15 protein-coding genes are annotated in these 19,067 nt (G+C 65.1%); 3 read left to right on the plus strand and 12 right to left on the minus strand.

Annotated features, from left to right (window positions below; genetic code table 11):
• Positions 1-56: 56 nt before the first annotated feature.
• Entirely contained in the window at positions 57-662 is a 606-nt protein-coding gene (locus IE101_RS14515) for a FecR domain-containing protein (protein WP_189634571.1), read from the plus strand.
• On the opposite strand, the gene IE101_RS14520 is transcribed toward IE101_RS14515, so the two are convergent.
• On the minus strand, positions 652-2,409 hold the full coding sequence (locus IE101_RS14520; RefSeq protein WP_189634572.1) for an adenylate/guanylate cyclase domain-containing protein: 1,758 nt from the start codon (positions 2,407-2,409) through the stop codon (positions 652-654). The two genes, IE101_RS14515 and IE101_RS14520, sit on opposite strands and share 11 nt — an antisense overlap.
• Positions 2,406-3,137, minus strand: a complete 732-nt coding sequence (locus IE101_RS14525) for a Crp/Fnr family transcriptional regulator (protein WP_229804192.1) — start codon at positions 3,135-3,137, stop codon at positions 2,406-2,408. Before IE101_RS14525 ends, IE101_RS14520 begins: the two co-directional genes overlap by 4 nt.
• Positions 3,138-3,249: 112 nt before the next feature.
• Between IE101_RS14525 and IE101_RS20005 the strand changes: the two genes are divergently transcribed.
• The gene (locus IE101_RS20005; protein ID WP_189634574.1) at positions 3,250-5,121 is read left to right on the plus strand and encodes a calcium-binding protein; all 1,872 of its coding nucleotides are present in this window, start codon (positions 3,250-3,252) and stop codon (positions 5,119-5,121) included.
• Positions 5,122-5,185: 64 nt separating this feature from the next.
• On the opposite strand, the gene IE101_RS14535 is transcribed toward IE101_RS20005, so the two are convergent.
• The 9 genes from IE101_RS14535 to iolG all read right to left on the minus strand — a co-directional run bounded on the left by IE101_RS14535 (position 5,186) and on the right by iolG (position 15,888).
• The gene (locus tag IE101_RS14535) at positions 5,186-6,460 is read right to left on the minus strand and encodes an MFS transporter (protein ID WP_189634575.1); all 1,275 of its coding nucleotides are present in this window, start codon (positions 6,458-6,460) and stop codon (positions 5,186-5,188) included.
• 234 nt (positions 6,461-6,694) lie between these two features.
• On the minus strand, positions 6,695-7,168 hold the full coding sequence (locus tag IE101_RS14540) for a VOC family protein (protein ID WP_189634576.1): 474 nt from the start codon (positions 7,166-7,168) through the stop codon (positions 6,695-6,697).
• 55 nt (positions 7,169-7,223) lie between these two features.
• Positions 7,224-8,021 carry a VOC family protein gene (locus IE101_RS14545; protein ID WP_189634577.1) on the minus strand — a complete coding sequence of 266 codons (798 nt, stop codon included), beginning with the start codon at positions 8,019-8,021 and terminating at the stop codon, positions 7,224-7,226.
• A gap of 164 nt (positions 8,022-8,185) precedes the next feature.
• Positions 8,186-10,744 (minus strand): cation-translocating P-type ATPase, encoded by a 2,559-nt coding sequence (locus IE101_RS14550; RefSeq protein WP_189634578.1) that lies wholly within the window; start codon positions 10,742-10,744, stop codon positions 8,186-8,188.
• Between the two features lie 290 nt (positions 10,745-11,034).
• On the minus strand, positions 11,035-11,808 hold the full coding sequence (locus IE101_RS14555; protein WP_189634579.1) for a TIM barrel protein: 774 nt from the start codon (positions 11,806-11,808) through the stop codon (positions 11,035-11,037).
• A gap of 104 nt (positions 11,809-11,912) precedes the next feature.
• Positions 11,913-12,692, minus strand: coding sequence for an ATP-binding cassette domain-containing protein (locus IE101_RS14560; protein WP_189634580.1), 780 nt, complete (start codon positions 12,690-12,692; stop codon positions 11,913-11,915).
• A 2-nt stretch (positions 12,693-12,694) separates the two neighbouring features.
• Positions 12,695-13,804, minus strand: a complete 1,110-nt coding sequence (locus tag IE101_RS14565; protein WP_189634581.1) for an ABC transporter permease — start codon at positions 13,802-13,804, stop codon at positions 12,695-12,697.
• A 63-nt stretch (positions 13,805-13,867) separates the two neighbouring features.
• Positions 13,868-14,794 (minus strand): sugar ABC transporter substrate-binding protein, encoded by a 927-nt coding sequence (locus IE101_RS14570; RefSeq protein ID WP_189634582.1) that lies wholly within the window; start codon positions 14,792-14,794, stop codon positions 13,868-13,870.
• A gap of 89 nt (positions 14,795-14,883) precedes the next feature.
• Positions 14,884-15,888 carry an inositol 2-dehydrogenase gene (iolG, locus tag IE101_RS14575; protein WP_189634639.1) on the minus strand — a complete coding sequence of 335 codons (1,005 nt, stop codon included), beginning with the start codon at positions 15,886-15,888 and terminating at the stop codon, positions 14,884-14,886.
• Positions 15,889-16,067: 179 nt separating this feature from the next.
• Here iolG and IE101_RS14580 point away from each other — a divergent pair, with 179 nt between their 5' ends.
• Positions 16,068-17,081 carry a LacI family DNA-binding transcriptional regulator gene (locus IE101_RS14580; RefSeq protein WP_189634583.1) on the plus strand — a complete coding sequence of 338 codons (1,014 nt, stop codon included), beginning with the start codon at positions 16,068-16,070 and terminating at the stop codon, positions 17,079-17,081.
• Between the two features lie 194 nt (positions 17,082-17,275).
• On the opposite strand, the gene arsA is transcribed toward IE101_RS14580, so the two are convergent.
• Positions 17,276-19,021 (minus strand): arsenical pump-driving ATPase, encoded by a 1,746-nt coding sequence (gene arsA / locus IE101_RS14585; protein WP_189634584.1) that lies wholly within the window; start codon positions 19,019-19,021, stop codon positions 17,276-17,278.
• Positions 19,022-19,067: the final 46 nt, after the last annotated feature.

A 19,067-nucleotide genomic window follows, 5' to 3' on the forward strand; every position in this document is an offset into this window, starting at 1 on the left:
CCCGCGGTAAGGGATGGCCGCAGGATAGTGCCGGGCAGCCGTAAAAGGGGGCATCCATGACATTGCAGCGACGTCAGTTGTTGGTGGTGCCACTGGCACTTGGCCTTGGCCTGCGGCAGGCCCGTGCGGGCAGCGCGATCGGCACAACGCTGGGGCTCACGGGGCGGGCGCGGATCAGCCGCGCCGGAATTGAATCCGCACTGCACCCGAAAGACCCGCTGATGGAAGGCGATGACATCCGCACCCTTGCCGCCTCGACTGCGGCGCTGGAACTCTTCCGGGCGACGGAGATCCATCTCGGCCCTGAAACCCGCTTCACCCTTGATCGCTTCAGTGCCGACCTGGGCGGCATTGTCACCATCGGCGGCGCGATGGTTTTTGACCGACCGGATGATCTGCCGAAACTGGACCTGACGGTACAAAGCGCCTTTGGGCAGATCGGTGTACGCGGCACGCGGTTCTTTGCAGGGCCGTCGAAGGGCGTCTACGGTGTGTTTGTGGCCCGCGGCACGGTCGAGGTTTCGGCAGGCGGACAGCGCCGCAGCCTTCAGGCGGGCGAAGGCGTTGACATCGCGGCCCCCGGCGATGCCCCGGGGGCGGTGGCACGTTGGGGTCGCACACGGATCGACGCGGCCTTTGCCTCGGTCGGGCTCAGGCCCTGAGCGTAAACAGCGCAAGGCGCCCAAAGCTGCGGATCTCGACCTCACCCAGCGGGATCAGGTCAGGAACGCGCGCGGCCAGCGCGGGGCCGATGCAGACCTGCGTTCCGAGCTGCTTGTTCGCCTCTTGCAAGCGGGCGGCAAGATTCACCGCAGGACCATGCGCGGTATAATCGATGCGGGTGCCGAAGCCGACATCCCCCAGCACCGCAGCCCCATATTCCAGCCCGATGCGGGTGCGGCCAAAGCCGCCATGTGCGCGGGAAAATGCCTCGGTCGCCGCCAGGAGTTCGGCCGCGCAGGCGACAGCCTTGCCGGGATGGCCGGGTTGATCCAGCGGCGCGTTGAACAAGGCGTGGATGCTGTCGCCCACCAATTTGTCGATCATCCCGCCATGTCTGAGAACGATGCCGCAGGTCAGCCCGAAATAGGCATCCAGACGGGAAACCATCTCTTGCGCGCCCATTTGGGCCGTAGCGGCCGAAAACCCCTCGATATCGGTAAAAAGCGCGGTCACTTCGCGGGTTTCGCCCTCGAGGCGCATCAAGCGTGGCTGTCGGGCAAGGCGGCTGACCAGAGCCGGAGGGAGGAGCTGACCCATGCGGTCGCGCAGCACCCGCTCTGCACGGGCCAGCGCCGCCGCGCGCCCGATCAGGGCGCAGAGCAGCACAAGCGCCAAGCCGAGCGCGGGAAACACCGGGTCGATCAAGACCCCTTGTCGGGTCAGGGCGACAGCTGCGCCCGACCAGAACACCGCCCCGCCAACCGTCAGCAAGGCCGCCCGCAGCGGATCGAGGCGGATCACCAGCAACAGGGTCAGAAGCGCCGTCACTGCGAGGGCGCCACCCTCCACATAGGGCGCAGAACGCGGCCGATCGGGCACCTGCCCCGACAAAAGCGCCGTCACCGCATCTGCCTGAATTTGCACCGATGGCGTCACCGGGCTTGTGGCCGTCGGCCGCAGACCTCCCCGGCTCGGAAGGCTTGACCCGACAAGGATCAGCGCCCCCTCGGGCAGCCGAACCTTGCCCGCCAGCACCGCTGCCGCGGAAACGGTGCGCACCGCCCAATCCGATGGACCTGACGGAAAGACCCGGATCATCCCCGAGGCAGCGGGCACGGACGCCATGTCACCGAGGCGCAGCCAACCGGGCCCGACAAGGGGCATCCGCCCGAGGGCACGACCTGCCATCGCGACCGCAAGGCCGGGCACCGCCTGCCGGTCAACAGCCACCCCGACGGGAACGCGCCGCACCTTCGCATCCGCATCCCCCATCAGCGCCATGGCCGCGATGTCATGGGCCGCAAACTGCGGGCAAGGGATTTCGGCGCCACGCGCAGGCCAAAGCGGAGCTGCACCCGCAGTGCCAAGCCACGGGGCGGGAAGGCGCGGGCCGGGAACGTCTGACAAAAGCAGGCCCAGCACCACGGTCTGGCCTTCAAGCGCGCGCGCCAGATCCCGCGTCGCAGGTTCATCACAGGCCCCGGCGAACAGGATATCGAACGCCATCACCCGCGGGTGCGCCTCGGACAGGCGCGCCACCAGCCGCGCCGTCGCCGCGCGGGTCCATTCGGCACCGGCGTCATCAATGGCGCCGATATCGACAACCCAAATCGGCGCAGCCGTGGGGCCCGGCAGGATGTGGTCAAACAGACGTTCCTGAAGGTTGACCAGCGGCTGAGGCGCCGCTGCCAGAAGCGCCGCTAACCCTGCGACCAGCAGCAGCGTCAGGGCATGCCAGACCCTCATGCCTCGGGCTCGGCGCTGGCAGCCAGCTTCACCGGATCCAACACCCAGACCCCGCCTGACCGCTCGATGGCCCCGGCCGCTTCAAGCATCTGCAGCGCCCGATTGACCTTGGGGCGACTGGCTCCAAGAACAGCGGCAAGTTCGCCCTGCGAAATCTCAAGCCGCAGTACGGCACTTGGAGGAACCTCGGGCCCATTGAGCTGCCGTAGCGTGAACAGCAGAAACCGGGCAAGCCTGGCCTCAAGCTGATACAGGGCAATCCCTTCCAGCTGTTCTGTCGTGTCGCGCAAACGTCGGCAAAAGTAGCGTGCAACCGAAAGACCCAAGGCAGGATGGGCCGCAGCCAAAGCTTCGAAGCGCGGACGGTCGATGATGAAGCCCTCTGTCTTGATCACCGCCGTCGCATCGGCAGAGCGGGCCTCGCCATCGACCAGCGCGAATTCCCCCAGCGTATCGCCCGCCGCAGCATGCCGCAGGATAAGCTCGCGTCCCCCGGGCGCCAGCAGGGTCAGCCGCACCCGCCCCGACACGAGGGCGACCATCCAGTCGCCGGGGTCGCCCCGCTGGAACAAAACCTCGCCGGGCTGCCAGCGATAGGTCCGGGCATGGGCCGACAGGGCGGTCAGGGCGGTCACGTCAAGGCCGGAAAACAGGTCGAATGACCGCCAGAACCCCGGTCTTGTCGCCAGATCGCGCATGTGCCGCTCCCCCTTTGCGTGTGCGCGCATGCTGGCCGCCCCTTCGGCCCCTTGCAAGCCTGTTCCCCGGGGAACAGCGCCCACCCCGCCATCGGAGCAGAGTGAACCCATCGCAACACAGCATCCCGAAAGGATCACGATCATGGCGGACATCATCGGCACCACCGGCTCCAACACCTTGAACGACACATTTACCTTCGGCATCCCCGGCCTGCGGAATGACCGGATTTCGGCCCTGGCCGGGAACGACACCATCACCATTTCGGATGGCGACGATGTCGTTTTCGGGGGCAGCGGCAATGACCGCATCACCGACGGTGCTCTGGTCGGCTTCTTCTCTGGCAATGATGAAATCTTCGGCGAAGAAGGGAATGACACCATCATCGCCGGCGAGGGTCGCGACACGATCAACGGGGGCGCCGATACCGACACGGTGGATTACAGCCGGTCGGGCAGCGGGATCATCGTCAACCTCGGGTCGACCGCCGCACAATCGGGCGGCCTGGCTGCGGGCGACCGCCTGATCAGCATCGAAAACATCGTCGGCACCGCCTTTTCCGATACCGTGACCGGGTCGGGCGTGGCAAACGTGATCCTGGGCCAGGTGGGACATGACCGACTGCTCGGCATGGGTGGCAATGACATTCTGGATGGCGGCAGCGGCAATGACGTGGCCTTTGGCGGCAACGATCAAGACCAGCTGCGCGGGGGCACCGGGAATGATGCGCTCTTTGGCGAACTGGGCAACGACACCCTTTTTGGGGATGAGGGGAATGACTCGCTGGTCGGAGGGCTGCACAATGACCAGATCAACGGCGGCACCGGCAATGATACGCTGGACGGGGGCGACAATGATGACCGCCTTGCCGGAAATACGGGCGCAGACAGCCTGATCGGCGGCACAGGGCAAGACGACCTGTCGGGCGGCACCGAGAACGACACCATCAGCGGCGGCGGCGGCAACGATACCGTGGATGCAGGTGAGGGGAACGATGTGGTGCGCTTTGAGAGCCGCGTCGATGCAGATCATTACGAAGGCGGCGCAGGGATCGACACGCTGGATGCCTCGGCTCTGCCATTGACCTTTGCGGTGCCGGGCGTCTTCAACACCATCGATCTTGTGACCGGCCGCAGCTTCGCCACGACCTTCCACGGCTTTGAAAATGTGACCGGTTCATCCATGGCCGATGCGATCTCCGGCGACGCCGGGGCCAACCGGCTTGACGGTGCGGGAAGCGCCGACCGGCTTGAAGGACGTGAAGGGGCCGATGTCCTGTTGGGCGGGACCGGGTCCGATACGCTGTCTGGCAGCGCGGGGGCAGATACGCTGTTTGGCGGCTCGGACGGCGACCGCATGTCGGGCGGGACCGAAGCTGACCGGCTCGACGGCGACGCCGGGGCTGACCAGCTTGACGGGGATGCAGGCAATGACGTGCTGAATGGCGGCAGTGACAATGACACGCTTTCCGGCGGAGACGATCAGGACAGTGCCTTTGGCGGAGCGGGCAGCGATCTGGTGCATGGCGACGCCGGGAATGATCTGGTATCGGGCGACATCGGCGCCGACATGCTGTTCGGCGACGCAGGGGCAGACCGCGTGTCTGGGGGCGCCGACAATGATACGCTGGATGGCGGCACCGAAAACGACCTGCTGCGGGGCGATGACGGAACCGATATCCTGATCGGGGGCACGGGTGCCGACACGATGGATGGCGGGGCTGGATCCGACAGTTTCGTCTTTGTGACAACGGCAGATTCGCTCAATACCGTCGGGGGAACAGATCACATCGTCCGCTTTGAGGCAGGGCTGGACAAGATCGACCTGACCGCGCTGACGCCTGAGACGGATTTTCACCTGTCCCTCGTGTCGGATGGGGCTGGATCGGTGGTCACCAATCTCGTGAACGGGGCGACAGTGGTCAGTGTGTTCACCAATGGCGATGCAGCCCCGGATCTGGTGTTCCAGATCGACACGCTGGTCGGCACCCTGACCGAGGCTGATTTCCTCTTCTGAACATCCGTTCACAAGCATGCCCCCGGGTTGCGAAACCTGGGGGCACTGGCCTTTGGATGAACCTTCAGGCGGCACCATCCTTCGGAAGCCGCCAGACCAGCACAGTCCCGATGACCTTCAGCCCGCAGGGCAGCACCGCGTAAAGGAAGGTCAGCATGTCAAGCGCGGCAGGGGTGTTCGGCCCGTTTGGTTGAAAGCCGTTCCAGTCCAGCACCGGCATGACCAGGAAGGCCGCAATCGAAAGGCCAAGCTTCCCCGCGAGGGTCCAGACCCCGAAGGCGAGCGAGGCTTGCAGCCCCGCCCGGGCCAGCGCGACCGAAAACATCGCGGGCAGCAACAAGGTCTCGGCACCCAGCGTTGCCCCCGAGATCAGGCAGATCACCGCGAAGGCCGCAAAATCCCCGGCCCCAAGAAAGGCTGAACCCGCAAAGGCCGCAATGGCCAATGGCATCGAGATACCCAAAGTGGCCCTTGGGCCGATCCGACGCGCAATCGCGCTCCAGACCGGAATGCTGAGCCCCGCCCCCAGAAAGAACAAGACCAGAAGCGGCCCCGCCGTCCCCTTCAACGCCAGACGGTCTTCGACGAAAAACAGAAACAGCGTCGAGGTGATCGCGACGGGCAGACCATTGACGAGCCCAAGCGCCAGAAGCCGCACGCCGCCCGCGGCGGCAAGACCGGCCAGCGACAGGCCCTGACCCGCAGGGGGAAGACGCTGCCAGATCGGGCGACAGAGCAGGGCTGCAGCTAGCGCGACAAGGCCAAGGGCCAGGCCGAATGCCGGGTAGCCGGACGCCCCTGCCCCAAGAGCAACCAGCGCGGCGGGCGCGATGGCCGCCAAAAGCACGCCCGCAAGCGCGCCCCCTTCGCGATAGGTGGCGACCACGACCAGTTCGTCGGCGCCAGGTCTGCGCGCGAAGCTCGTGCTGCGGCTGTAGAGCAGGATGCTGCCAAGACTGTAGGCCGTATACAGAAGCAGCAGGGTGACCACGAGGCGCGGGGCCACATCCTCGCCCCGCTCAAGCCCGAAAAGCAAGGGGAACCCGGCAGCAAGCCCCAGTGCAGCTGCCCCGGCAAAGGCCCCTTGGGCGCCGGGCCAGCGATCAATGGCCCAGCCGATGACAGGGTCTTGCAACAGATCGAAAAGCCGGATCGCCAGCAGGATCACACCCAAGGCACCAAGATTGATACCCAGCTCGACCGCCGCAAATTGCGGCAGGTGGATGTAGAGCGGCAACCCCGCAGCAGAGAGCATGAGGGCGTAAAGACCGACCAGCGGATAGGTGAAGGCGCTGCCAACGGGCCCTGCGGGTCCGCAACTGTTGTCTTGTCCCGCCATGCCCCTGCCCCGTCAATTTCCTGCCTTTGACTACGCGGGCGACGGGATTCCGGATCACGCCCTGCCCTGTGGCACAGAGAGGCTCTGCACCCTCAGCGCGGCTGCGCGGCCTGCATCAGCTGTACAAGACGGCCCGGCGGTCTTGGGACCCGGATTGCGAAGGCAGCACACCAGTTGCCACAGGCCCCGCGGGGCGAGATGTGCAAGGGGTGCGCGGCCACCTGGGGGCCGAATTCAGCCGCGTCGGGCGGCTGTGATCGCCGCCACGTCGATCTTCTGCATGGTCATCATCGCCGCGAAGGCGCGCTCTGCCTCTGCGCCGCCGGCGGCAAGCGCATCGGTCAGCACCCGGGGGGTGATCTGCCATGAAATCCCCCACCGATCCTTGCACCAGCCGCATTCACTCGGCTGGCCCCCGTTGGCGATGATCGCATTCCAGTAGCGATCCGTTTCCTCCTGATCTTCTGTCGCGATCTGAAAGGAAAACGCTTCGCTATGTCGGAACGCAGGTCCACCATTGAGACCAAGGCACGCAACCCCGGCCACCGTGAATTCGACCGTGAGCACATCGCCCGCCTGGCCCGAGGGGTAGTCGCCGGGCGCGTGGTGCACCGCGGTCACCGCACTATCGGGAAAGACGCTGGCGTAGAACCGAGCCGCAGCCTCGGCCTCTTTGTCATACCAAAGGCAAATGGTGTTCTTCTGCATTTTGCACTCCTTTCGGTCGGGAACGATACGGGGCGTGGCTTGCCTTCCGGGAGGATCACGCTTCGGGGCCGACCACCGCAAACCAGGCGCCCTGCGGATCTTGCGCGACTGCAATCCAAGCGGGGCCGGGCACCTCCATCGCGTTCTGATGGACGGTGCCGCCCGCCGCCGTGATCGCCGCGGCCTTTGCTGCGACAGAGCCCGAAATGCCGAAATAGGGCAGCCAGACCGGCACGGGCGCATCCCCAAGGCCCATGATCGCGCCGATATCGCCCCCTTTGTGGCGCAGCAGCTGGTAACTGCCCATCGCGCCCATGTCCATCGTATCGCCTTTGGCCCAACCGAAGATCGCGGCGTAAAAGGCAAAGGCGGCCTCGGGGTCGGTCGACATCAATTCGTTCCAGTTCCCATGCCCGATCTTCATCGGATCAAAGGCGCCCTGACCCGCCTCGGCCTTTGCAATCTCCTCTGCGGTCATCTGCGTCAGGTCGGGCTGCAGAAGGCCAAAGACTGCCCCTTGCGGATCGGCCACAATGGCAAAGCGGCCGGTGCCAGGAATGTCCGCAGGGTCGGTCAGGGCCGTCCCGCCTGCCGCCGTAATGTCGGCAACGGTGCGGTCGCAATCATCGGCGGCGAAGTAAATGAGCCAGTTCGGCGGCAGATCGCCGGCCTGACCAACCTTCGACATGATGCCGGCCACCTGCGCGCCAGCGCATCCGGCAAGACGGTAGTCGAACCCCACCATCCCGCTGTCTGAAATCGTCCAGCCAAGGATCTTTGCGTAGAAATCGCCGGCCGCGTCCAGGTCAGTGGTGCCCAGTTCGTACCAGCATGGAGTTCCCTGAAAGCGCATCAACAATCCTTTCCCGTGAAATTGCAGTTTTGGCCGCAAAGGCGCAGCCACCTTCGGAATCGAAATGAATTCGTCACCCATTGCCATCATGCGCCGGTCGGTGGCGCATCGTCTTGTGCATCTGCAGGCCCGCTGACAGAGCGGCGGAAAATGGCCGAGGCCCCTCAGGGCCGCCGCCCCGGTTTCGGCGCGCGCCGTGGGCGGTGCCAGAATGGCTTGATCGCCTCAAGACCCAACATCACGGCCAGCCCCGCGCCCGCCGTGATGATCAGATCATCACGATGCAGCGGTCCGAAGCGGAAGATGTCTTGTGCCGCAGGCAAAAGGTTTGCGGCTGCAAGGATCCCCGCCACCGTGGCAACAACTACAAGCAATGCAGGTTTCGGCCGGTCAAATGCGGCCCGGAGCGAAGCCTTGAACGATCGATTCACGAAGATCAGCGCGACGATCACGATGACCAGCGTGAAGAAGGTCAGGGCGCGCAGTTCGGTTTCGGGCATCGACTGCCGCGCGCCCCAGAACATCACAAGGGTGACGGCGACCAGCGCCACAAGGCCCTGCGTCACGCTCCAGCCGATCAGACCGGGGGAAAAGAGCCGCTCTTCCGGGTCGCGCGGCGGGCGATCCATGATATCGCGTTCCTCGGCTTCGGCCTCGAACACCAGCGAGCAGACAGGATCAATCACCATTTCCAGAAAGGCGATGTGGATTGGCCCCAGTATGACCGGCAGACCGAAAAGCAGCGGTGCGACGGCCAATCCCGCAATGGGCAGATGGACCGCGACGATGAAGCCCACGGCCTTGCGCAGGTTGTCATAGATACGGCGCCCCAGTCGAACCGCCCGCACGATGGATCCGAAATCATCGTCCAGCAGCACGATGGCTGCGGCTTCGCGTGCGACATCGGTGCCACGCCCGCCCATGGCAATGCCAATATGCGCGCTTTTGAGCGAGGGGGCGTCATTCACGCCATCGCCTGTCATGGCGACGATCTGCCCCTGTGCCTTCAGCGCGGTGACGATGCGCAGCTTCTGGTCAGGCATGATGCGCGCAAAAACATCGCCCTGTTTCAGCCGTGCGGCTAGGGCCGCGTCATCTAGCTTGTCCAGATCCTGCCCTGTCAGCGGCGCGTTCCCTGCAAGACCCGCCTCCCGTGCAATGGCCGCGGCCGTGGCGGGATAGTCGCCAGTGATCATCTTGACTGAAATCCCCGCGCGACGACATTCCGCCACCGCGCGCCGGACGCTTTCGCGCAGCGGATCTGCCAACCCCACAAGGCCAAGATAGGTCAGTTGCAAGTCCTGCTGGCGGTCGGGAAGGTCCGCGCCGACCGTGCCCTGCGCAACCGCCAGAACGCGGAGCCCCGACCCCGCCATCGCATCGACCGCCTCCGCCAGCGCCGCGCGCGTCGGGCTTGGCAAGGCGCAGAGCAGCGCGACCGCCTCGGGGGCGCCCTTCGTGGCCACGGTATGCGGCCCGGTTCCGGCGGCACGCCAGACCTGCGACATGGCCAACAGCCCGGGGCGCAGCCCGTAAGAACGGAGCAAAGTCATCCCTGCCGGGTCTTCGCCCGGTGGGGCCGTGTTGTGAAAGGCCTGCTCCATCGGGTCGAAGGGCTGGGACTCGCAGGCAAGCCGACCCATGCGCAACAGGTGAAGGGCGGCGACATCGGCAACCGGCCCTGCATCAAGGTCGAATGACCGTCCGTCCGGTAGGCGAAGCTGACGGATCGCCATGCGGTTCTGGGTCATGGTGCCGGTCTTGTCGCTGCACAGGACAGTTGCCGCGCCCAGTGTTTCGATGGCGGCTGCCCGACGCGTGAGGACCCGCGCACGTGACAGTCGCCAGGCGCCCATCGCCATGAAAATGGCCAATACCACAGGAAATTCCTCGGGGAGCATCGACATGCCGATGGCGATCCCCGCAAGAACCGCCTCCAGCCAGTCGCCCCGCAGATAGGCATAAAGCCCGCCCACCAGCAGGCTGACCCCCGTTCCGGCGATTGCGAAAATGGCGACGATCCTTCGCGTCTGCACATAGAGCCGCGGGCTTTCGGTGCCGATCGTGGCAAGCGAGGTGCCAATCTTGCCGATCTCGGTTGCGGCGCCGGTCGCGGTGACTTCGGCCCGGCCCGTGCCACGCACCACCAAGGTTCCGGAAAACACCATCGGCAGATCGTCGCCCCCCGGAAGAAAAGCGCCCGGCCTAGAGTCGGTGGCAGCACGCTTGCGCACAGGAACCGCCTCTCCGGTCAGCAGGGATTCATCAGCCTGCAGATCCTGCGCCGCCAGAAGCCGCGCATCGGCAGGCACGCGATCGCCTTCCGACAGCAGGAGGAGATCCCCGCGCACGACTTCGCGCCCCGCGATCCGCTGGCGTTGCCCGTCGCGGATGACAAGCGCGCGCGGGCTGCTCAGGTCGCGGAGGGCTTGAAGGACTTTCTCGCTGCGCCATTCCTGCACGAGGGTGATGATGATCGAGAGGCAAGCAAAGATCAGCAGGACCACCGCATCGCGCATGTCCCCCAGCAGGGCGTAGATGACCCCACCCGCAAGTAACAAGGCGAGCATCGGTTCGCGTACCACATCCCGCAGGATGCCGAGGCCTGTCCGATGATCACCGGCAGGAAGTTCATTCGGTCCCTCCGATGCCAACCGCGCCTTGGCCTCTGCGGTGGACAATCCGGAAAATCGGCCGCTGTCTGCTTCGGGATGCTGTGTCATGACCCAAGCAGGTTTGCAGGCTCTGCCCGCCAATACAAGCACGACCGAAGGACAAGACGGGCCGCGCGACCGGCGCCTCTCCGCCCGATCTGTGGCAGACGGATTGTGCAGGGACGCCCCCGGTGACGCTGAAGCGGTGGGGCGGACAGTGACAAGAACTCGACCGGCCAAGGCATACCGGCACTGGATGAGAACAGGGCCTAGGGCAGCGCAGCTTCGGAAATCGGCACCAAGGCATGGGCTGAAGCAGCCGTCCACGGGTTCACTGCGAACGGCTACTTCTGTTCAGATCAGATCGTGAAGGCGTTCCGGAATGCGTCCAGGGCGACCTCTTCGTTGTCCCGGGCAAAGGCCTCCATCCCGACGGGGCCGGAATATCCCATGGCCTTCAGCGCCGTCGCAACGCCGCGGTAGTTGATTTCGCCCGTGCCCGGCTCGCAGCGACCCGGATTATCGGCCACCTGAACTTCACCGATCCAGGGCAGGCATGCTTTACACCACCGGACCAAATCTCCCTCACCGATCTGGGTGTGGTAGAGATCAAGGTTGATGCGCAGCTGCGGGCGATTGACAGCGGAGACAAGCGAAAGCACGGCTTCGGTGGAGCCGAAGGGGCACCCCGGATGGTCGATCGGGTTGAGGTTTTCAAGCGTGAAGACCACCCCCATCTCTTCGCCCAGATCACAAAGACGGTGGAGCGTGTCGCGGGCCACAAGTTCGGCCCCCGGTGCATGCGACCCGATCCGGGGGATCGGAATGCCAATGTCGCCCAACCCAGTGCCATGGAGATTAAGGCGCTGCACCCCAAGCCGCCGCCCCACCGCCGCCGTTTCGCGGGCCGAGGCCAGCAGCATCGCCGCCCCTTCGGCATCGGCCAGCCGCCCTTCCAGATATCCGTTCATGATGGTGAACGTGGCGCCCGTGCGCTGCAGCGCGTCCAGATCATGGGCAGGCCAGTTCCATAAGCCAACGCCGAAACCCATCTCTTTCAATCGGCTGGCGCGCCAGTCGATGGGGCGGTCACGCCACAGCATTTCGGCGCAGGCGGCTAGGGAAAATGTCATCGGCTGGTCCTTCAGGCAGAAAAGGGATCAAGGGGGTGGCCCGGCCGAGGGACCGGACCACCCGGGGCCGAAGCGGTGGAGACGCCCCGGCAGGGAGGGCTTGGTCAGACCGTGCCGCCCAGCGTGCTTTCGAGCTGTGCAAGCTCTTGCCCGCCGGCCATCAGGTCTTGCAGTTGTTCCGAGGTGATCTCGCCCCGGCGGGCGGTGCCCAGTGTCTTGCCCCGGTTCAGCACGGTGAAACGGTCGCCCACGGCAAGGGCATGGCGGACATTGTGGCTGATGAAGACCACGCCAACGCCCTGGGCGCGGACCTTGTCGATGGTGGCCAGCACATTGGCCGTCTGCCGCACGCCAAGCGCCGAGGTGGGTTCATCAAGGATCAGCACCTTGGCGCCGAAATGGACCGCCCGCGCAATGGCCACCGTCTGACGCTCACCGCCCGAGAGGGTGCCGACCGCCTGATCGGGGCCGCGCAGGTTGATGCCCATCTTCTTCATCTCGGCCATGGTGATGGCATTGGCCTTTTCCACGTCGAAGCGGCGGGTCAGGCCCCAGCCCCGCGTCGGTTCGCGCCCCATGAAGAAGTTGCGCGCCACCGACATCAGCGGGATCATGGCGAGATCCTGAAAGACGGTGGCGATCCCCGCCTCCATCGCCGCCCGCGGGCTGGAAAACGACATCGGCCGGCCTTCGAAGGTGATGGTGCCACGGGTGGGCCTGTGGACGCCCGACATCGTCTTGATGAAGGTCGATTTGCCCGCGCCATTGTCGCCCAGAAGGCAGTGGCATTCCCCGGCGCGGACATCGAAGCTCACGCCATTCAGGGCGATCACATTGCCGAAATGCTTTTCGATCTGGTCAAGTTTGATGATGGGTTCGGACATCTTCAGCGCTCCCCCGTCACACGCTTGCGGATGGCATTGTTGAAGATCACGGCCAGAAGCAGCATCCCGCCGAGGAAGACCTGGAACCAGTCCTGATCGAATGAGGTATAGGTCAGACCGATCACGACCATGCCGAAGATCACCGATCCGAAGAAGGCCCCGATGGCCGACCCATAGCCGCCGGTCAGCAGGCACCCCCCGATGACGGCTGCGATGATGGCCTCGAATTCCTTCTGAAATCCGCGCCGGGCATCGGTGGAACCGGCATCCATCACCTGCATAACGGCCAACAGTGCGGCACAGGCGGCCGTCAGCATGAAGAGCGCAATCTTCACATTCCGCACCGGCACCCCGGAATTTGACGCCGCCGTCGCATCGCCCCCGGCGGCAAAGATCCAGTTGCCCGCAGGCGTGCGCAGCAGAACCCAGGTGGCCGCCAGTGCAAGCCCGACAAACCACAGGATTTCGACCGGAATCCCCGGCACTTTGGGCGTGCCGTTGGGGAAGCTCTCGATCAGCCCGGCCTGGGCCAGCCAGGCAAAGAGACCACCAAAGGCATCCCCGGAAAAGAGCGGGGTCAGCAGGTCGCCCTCGACCGCTTCGCGGATGCCGCGCAACTGGGTCGAACCGCCGGTGATCCATTTCAGCCCCACCAGCGACAGACCGCGCAGCATGAACAGCCCCGCAAGTGTCACGATGAACGAGGGCAGCCCCGTTCGCAGCACGATCAACCCGTTCGCCGCCCCGATCAGCGCCGCAAAGGCCAGCGTCACCGGAATGGACAGGATCAGCGGCAAGCCCAGATTGACGACACAGGCGCCAAAGATCATGCCCGCAAAGGCCACCATCGACCCGATCGACAGATCGAATTCGCCGCCGATCATCAGAAGCGAGGCCGCGATGGCCAGAATGCCCAGCTGGGCCGCGGGGCTCAGGAAATTCAGCACACCCGAGAGCGAGAACATCGCCTCGCTCGCCGTGGCCAGAAAGAAGCCGGTGACAAGCACCAACCCGGCGATGGCACCCAGTTCGGGCCGTTTCATCAGACGGGCCAGCAGCGGCTCGGCCTTGATGCGTTCATCGACAGACGCAGTGTCGGTGGTGTTGGTCATGTCCTTCCTCCTCCTTCGGGGCAACAGGGGCGGCGCGCGCCGCCCCTGTCCCTTGCGCTGCGATCAGCGGATGCCCTGCGCCGACAGCTCGACCACCTGGCCGGCCTTGTCGGCGGTGATCAGGTTCGGGCCCGACGGCACATTGCCGCCCGGCATCAGGCCGTAATCGGCGTAAAGCGAAAGAAATGCGACCGGCAGATAGCCCTGCAGGAATTGCTGCTGGTCAATGGCAAAGGCCGCATCGCCCGCCTTGACCGATTCCAGAAAGCTTGCCGACAGGTCAAAGGTCGCCACGCGGATCGCGCCAGATTTGCCGATGGATTTCACCGCGGCCACGGCGGGTTCGCCCGCGGTGCCTGCACCAAGCGCCATGACGGTGTCGATGCCTGGGTCGGCCTCAAGCGCGGCGCGGACCTTGGCCTCGATCTCGGTCGGGTCGTTCGAGGTGGGAAGAACGCTGGTTTCCCCGCCAAAGCCCGCGGCAAAGCCCTTGCAACGCAGATCGAGCGCGACGTTCCCGACCTCCTGGTTGATGCAGATGCCCTTCTTGCCGCCCATTTCCGCCAGCTTTTCGCCCGCGGCGCGGCCGGCGGATTCCTCATCCTGTCCGACATGCAGCAGCGCGCCCAGCGATTTGGACACGTCCGACCCCGAGTTCATCGAGATCACCGGGATCCCCGCCGCCACGGCGCGCTGGATCGACGGCCCAAGCGCATCAGCATCCGGGATCGAAACGACGATCCCATCGGGCGACTGGTTCGCCGCGGCGTCGATCATCTGGGACATGGCGACCATGTCGAAGGTTTCGGGCGAACGGAATTCCACATTTGCCCCGGTGTCCTTGGCGGCCTTTTCGACGCCATTCTTCACGACGGACCAGAAGGGGTCATTCGCCTGGCCATGGGCCACGACGATGATGTCGGCTGCCAGAACCGGCGCAGCCGCAGTCAGGGCGGTTGCCGTCAAAAGGCCCGCGATCAGTTTCTTCATTGGTCTTCCTCCCTGGAAGGTTCATGGAAGGGCGGCGCTCCCCTGCCGCCCCAGTGTCCGGCGGTGCCGGATCGGGTGTCGGGGCGCGTTCAGGCCCCGAGGATCTCAGCCAGCGCCACGGGGGCGCCGGTTTGGGCCGATCGCGTCGCGGCCTCGGCCATGGCAAGGGCTGCGACACCATCTTCCAGCGTGACGGGCAGCGCACCGCCACCGATCACGGCCGTCACGAAGGCCGCCCATTCCGCGGCATAGGCGGGCATATAGCGTTCGAGGAAAAAGTAAGTGGGCTTGGCCCCCACCACCCCTGCCGTCGTCGATTTCACCACGGTGTTTTCCAGCATGTTCTGCGCCTGCAGCAGGCCCTCGGACCCCAGCAGCTCGACCCGCTGGTCATAGCCGTAGACCGCGCGGCGGCTGTTCTTGATCACCGCAATCCGCCCATCGGCATAGGTCAGCGTCACGACCGCCGTGTCCACATCGCCCGCCGCGCCGATGGCCGGGTCTACGATACTGCTGCCCACGGCCGAAACCGTCACCGGCGCCGCCCCCATGATGAAATTCGCCATGTCGAAGTCATGGATCATCATGTCGCGGAACAGCCCGCCCGAGACCTTGATATATGCCACCGGCGGCGGGGCCGGATCGAATGAGGTGATCGACAGAAGCTCGGCCTTGCCAATCTCGCCCCGGTCGGCAGCGGCCTTCAGTGCCGCGAAATTCGGGTCAAAGCGGCGGTTGAAGCCGATCATCACCGGCTTGCCGGTGCCCGCGGCCGCGGTCAGACAGGCCTGGGCGCGGGACAGCGAAAGGTCCACCGGCTTTTCGCAAAGCACCGCCTTGCCCGCTGCCGTCGCACGTTCGATCAGGTCGGAATGGGTGTCGGTCGACGTGGCGATCAGCACCGCATCGATGGCCGGGTCGTTCAGGATCGCGTCGGTCGAACGCGCCTCGGCGCCATATTGTACAGCCAGCTTCCCCGCGGCCTCGGCATTGATGTCCGACACGGCAACAAGGGTCGAACCCGGGTTCGTGGAAATGGCCGTCGCATGGACACCTGCGATCCGCCCTGCCCCAAGCAGGCCTACCTTCAACATCATGATCCTCCCGTAGATGACGTTCCGATTCTCCGGCCCGTGGAATATTCATTCCATATTACTGCACGCGCGTGCAACACTTTTATGCACGCGCGTGCAAATTCCTGCGCCGATCCCCACGAAGCCGCTTGCCACCGATCCCCCCGTTGCTATGGTCGCAGGCTGGAGGACGTGAGGACATGGACGAGCAATCCCGTGAAACCGTGACGGCGGATGACGTCGCTCTCCGTGCCGGTGTGTCGCGCTGGACTGTCGCGCGCGCCTTCAAGAAAGACGGGGTCATCTCGGAAAAGGCCCGCGCCAAGGTCATGGCGGCGTCAGCCGAGCTTGGTTATGTCCCAGACCTTCTGGCGGCATCGCTGGCGTCAGACAGGTCCAATCTTGTCGCCTTGCTGGTCGATGACTTCGACAACCCGCACAAGCTGGTGATGCTGGAACGGCTGACACGGATTCTGCGTGAGGCTGGCTATGGAACCCTGCTCGTCAACATGCTGGGCGAAAGCGACGCGCCGGAAGCGTTGCTGACCGCAAGCCAGCGGAGAGTGGACGCCGCAGTGGTCATCGGCACCCAGTTCGACGAAGGAATCCGCCGCACCGCACTGGGCGCGAAGCGCGTCAAACAGCTTATCATCTTCGCGCGGGCCAGCACCACGCCCGGAACCATTTCCATCGGCTGCGATGACATTGCCGCCATGACCGAAATTACGCGCCACCTGCTCGGGAAGGGCTTCAAGCGCCCACTCTTTCTGGCCGGGCCGAATACCGAGTCAACGCGCCTGATGCGAAAGGACACCTTCCTCAGCGTCTGGTCCGAAGCGCATGGCGCACCGCCGCCTTCGGTCATCCACGTTGCGGATTACAGCATGGCGCTCGCCTGTGAAGCCGTCACGACCTATCTGTCGGATCTGGACGAAACGCTTCGCCCTGACGTCATCGTCTGCGAAAATGACGTCCTGGCCCTTGGGGCCATTGACGCCCTACGCCACAAGCTGGGCTTGGCCGTGCCCGCGGAGGTTGCGGTTACCGGCTTTGACGACGTGGCCCTTGCCGCCTCGCCGGCTTATGACCTGACCACCTATCGCCAGCCGGTAACCGAGATGGCGCACGCCTTGGTGCGGGTGCTTGATAACGGCGGGCGCAATGCGACCGACGTGTTTCTGCCGGGTAAATTCATCAAACGCGGATCGGCCTGACCGGGGCCGGGCTTTCGGTCCGGCTAAGGCTTTCTTTGCCCGACGCGAGGAAGACGAAATCCGTCAGTCGGGCACCCCCCCGCGCACCACAGCCGAAGGTGCCGTGATCACAGCACATGCGACTGCGTCGCGCAACAGCACCAGAAGGCCGAAACCGCAGCGGCACAAGGGCGCATCTGCGGTGCAACGGGCGGTCAGGATAGGGTGGCAAGGCGGTCAATCCCGACCGGCGGCTCCGCCAGAAAAGGCAAAAGGTACAGGCGACGGGCCAAGCCACCGCGCAGGCGGGCAAGTTGCCGGGATTCTCCGGCGATGCGTCGGCGCAGCAGAGGATCGGTGGTCCCGGTGCCCGCCATGGTGCGGTTGATCACCCAGGCCCATGGCTCGATCTGCGCGCGCCGCAGGTCGTCCTGAAGATGCGCCGCTTCCGAAACCGGGGTCGTTTCGGGCAGGGCCACCAGGATGATCTTGGTATAATCCGGGTCCTGCAGACGCATCAGCGGGGTCACAACCCGGCCCGCGGGGCTTGCACCCAGATCGCGGGTCATCTGGCGGTGATAGGCACCTGTGGCATCCAGAAGCAACAGCGTATGGCCGGTCGGCGCAGTATCAACCACGACAAAGGCGCTGCGCGCCTCGTTCACGATGCGGGCGAAGGCGTGGAAGACCGCGACCTCTTCGGTGCAGGGTGAGGCAAGATCTTCCAGCATCAGCGCCCTGCCCGCCTCATCCAGATCGCGGCCTTTGGTCGCCATGATTTTCTCGACATAGCGGTCGGCCTCGGCCACCGGGTCGATGCGATCAACCGTCAGACCTGGCATCGCGCCATCGACCACCAGTGCGACATGGGCGGCAGGGTCGGTCGTGGTCAGATGTACGTCATGGCCGCGCCGGACCAGCCCCACCGCAATGGCCGAAGCGACGGTCGTCTTGCCGACGCCACCCTTGCCCATCACCATGATCAACCCGCGCCCAGCTTTTGCGAAATCGTCGATCAGGGCGTTCAGGCGCGGACCGTCCAGGTCTTCGGCACTGACGGAAAGCGTCGAGGGCGCTTCCTCGGCCGTGAACAGGCGGCGCAGCGCGGCCAGACCCACCATGTCGAAGGACCGCATCGGCACCTGCGCGCGGGGCAGATGGTTCAGATCCGGCGGCAGCGCGGCCAGCACCGCGGCGTGATCACGTGCCAGCCCCGCCGCCGTCGGGTCGGCGCTGTCCGTCTGGAAAACCCCGTTCACCACTAGCATCTGGTTCGATAGCCCCAAAGCCCGCAACTCGGTCGAGGTCCGATCCGCCTCGCGCACCGCACTCCGATCAGGGCGGGTCACAAGGACGATCGAGGTGCGCGCGGGATCGCCCAGGGCCTTCAGCGCGGCGCGGAAGCGGTCCTCTTGCATCTTCAACCCGGAATGTGGACCAAGGCAGGAGGCGCCGCGATCGTTCTCGGCCAGAAAGCCGCTCCAGGCCTTTGGCAGGCTCAGAAGACGCAAGGTGTGACCAGTCGGTGCGGTATCGAAGATCACATGGTCAAAACCCGGCGCACCGTCGGTCAGCAGGCCCACAAAGTCATCGAAGGCGGCAATCTCGATGGTGCAGGCGCCGGACAGCTGTTCGCGGACGGTCGCGCGTTCGTCCTCGGGGGTGGTGGGGTCAAGCTGATCCAGCACGCGGCTGCGGTAATCTTCGGCCGCGCGATCCGGATCGATGTTCATCGCAGACAGGTTCGGCGCGCCGGGAACCGGTGTCGGATGATCACCAAGCGTAACACCCAGCATCTCGTCCAGATTCGAGGCGGGATCGGTGCTGACCAAAAGGACCCGCTTTCCCCGATCGGCCAGATCCAGCGCCACGGCGCAGCTGAGCGACGTTTTCCCCACGCCGCCCTTGCCGGTGAAAAACAGGAAGGCCGTGGGATCGCCAAGAAGCTTTGGTGCGGTCATGGTCGTCTCTCGCAGTTCGTTTCGCACAGTCTGCCCGCGCATCCGA

Origin of the sequence: Gemmobacter lanyuensis (assembly GCF_014652355.1) — a bacterium.
In the GTDB taxonomy this organism is placed as follows: Bacteria; Pseudomonadota; Alphaproteobacteria; order Rhodobacterales; family Rhodobacteraceae; genus Gemmobacter; species Gemmobacter lanyuensis.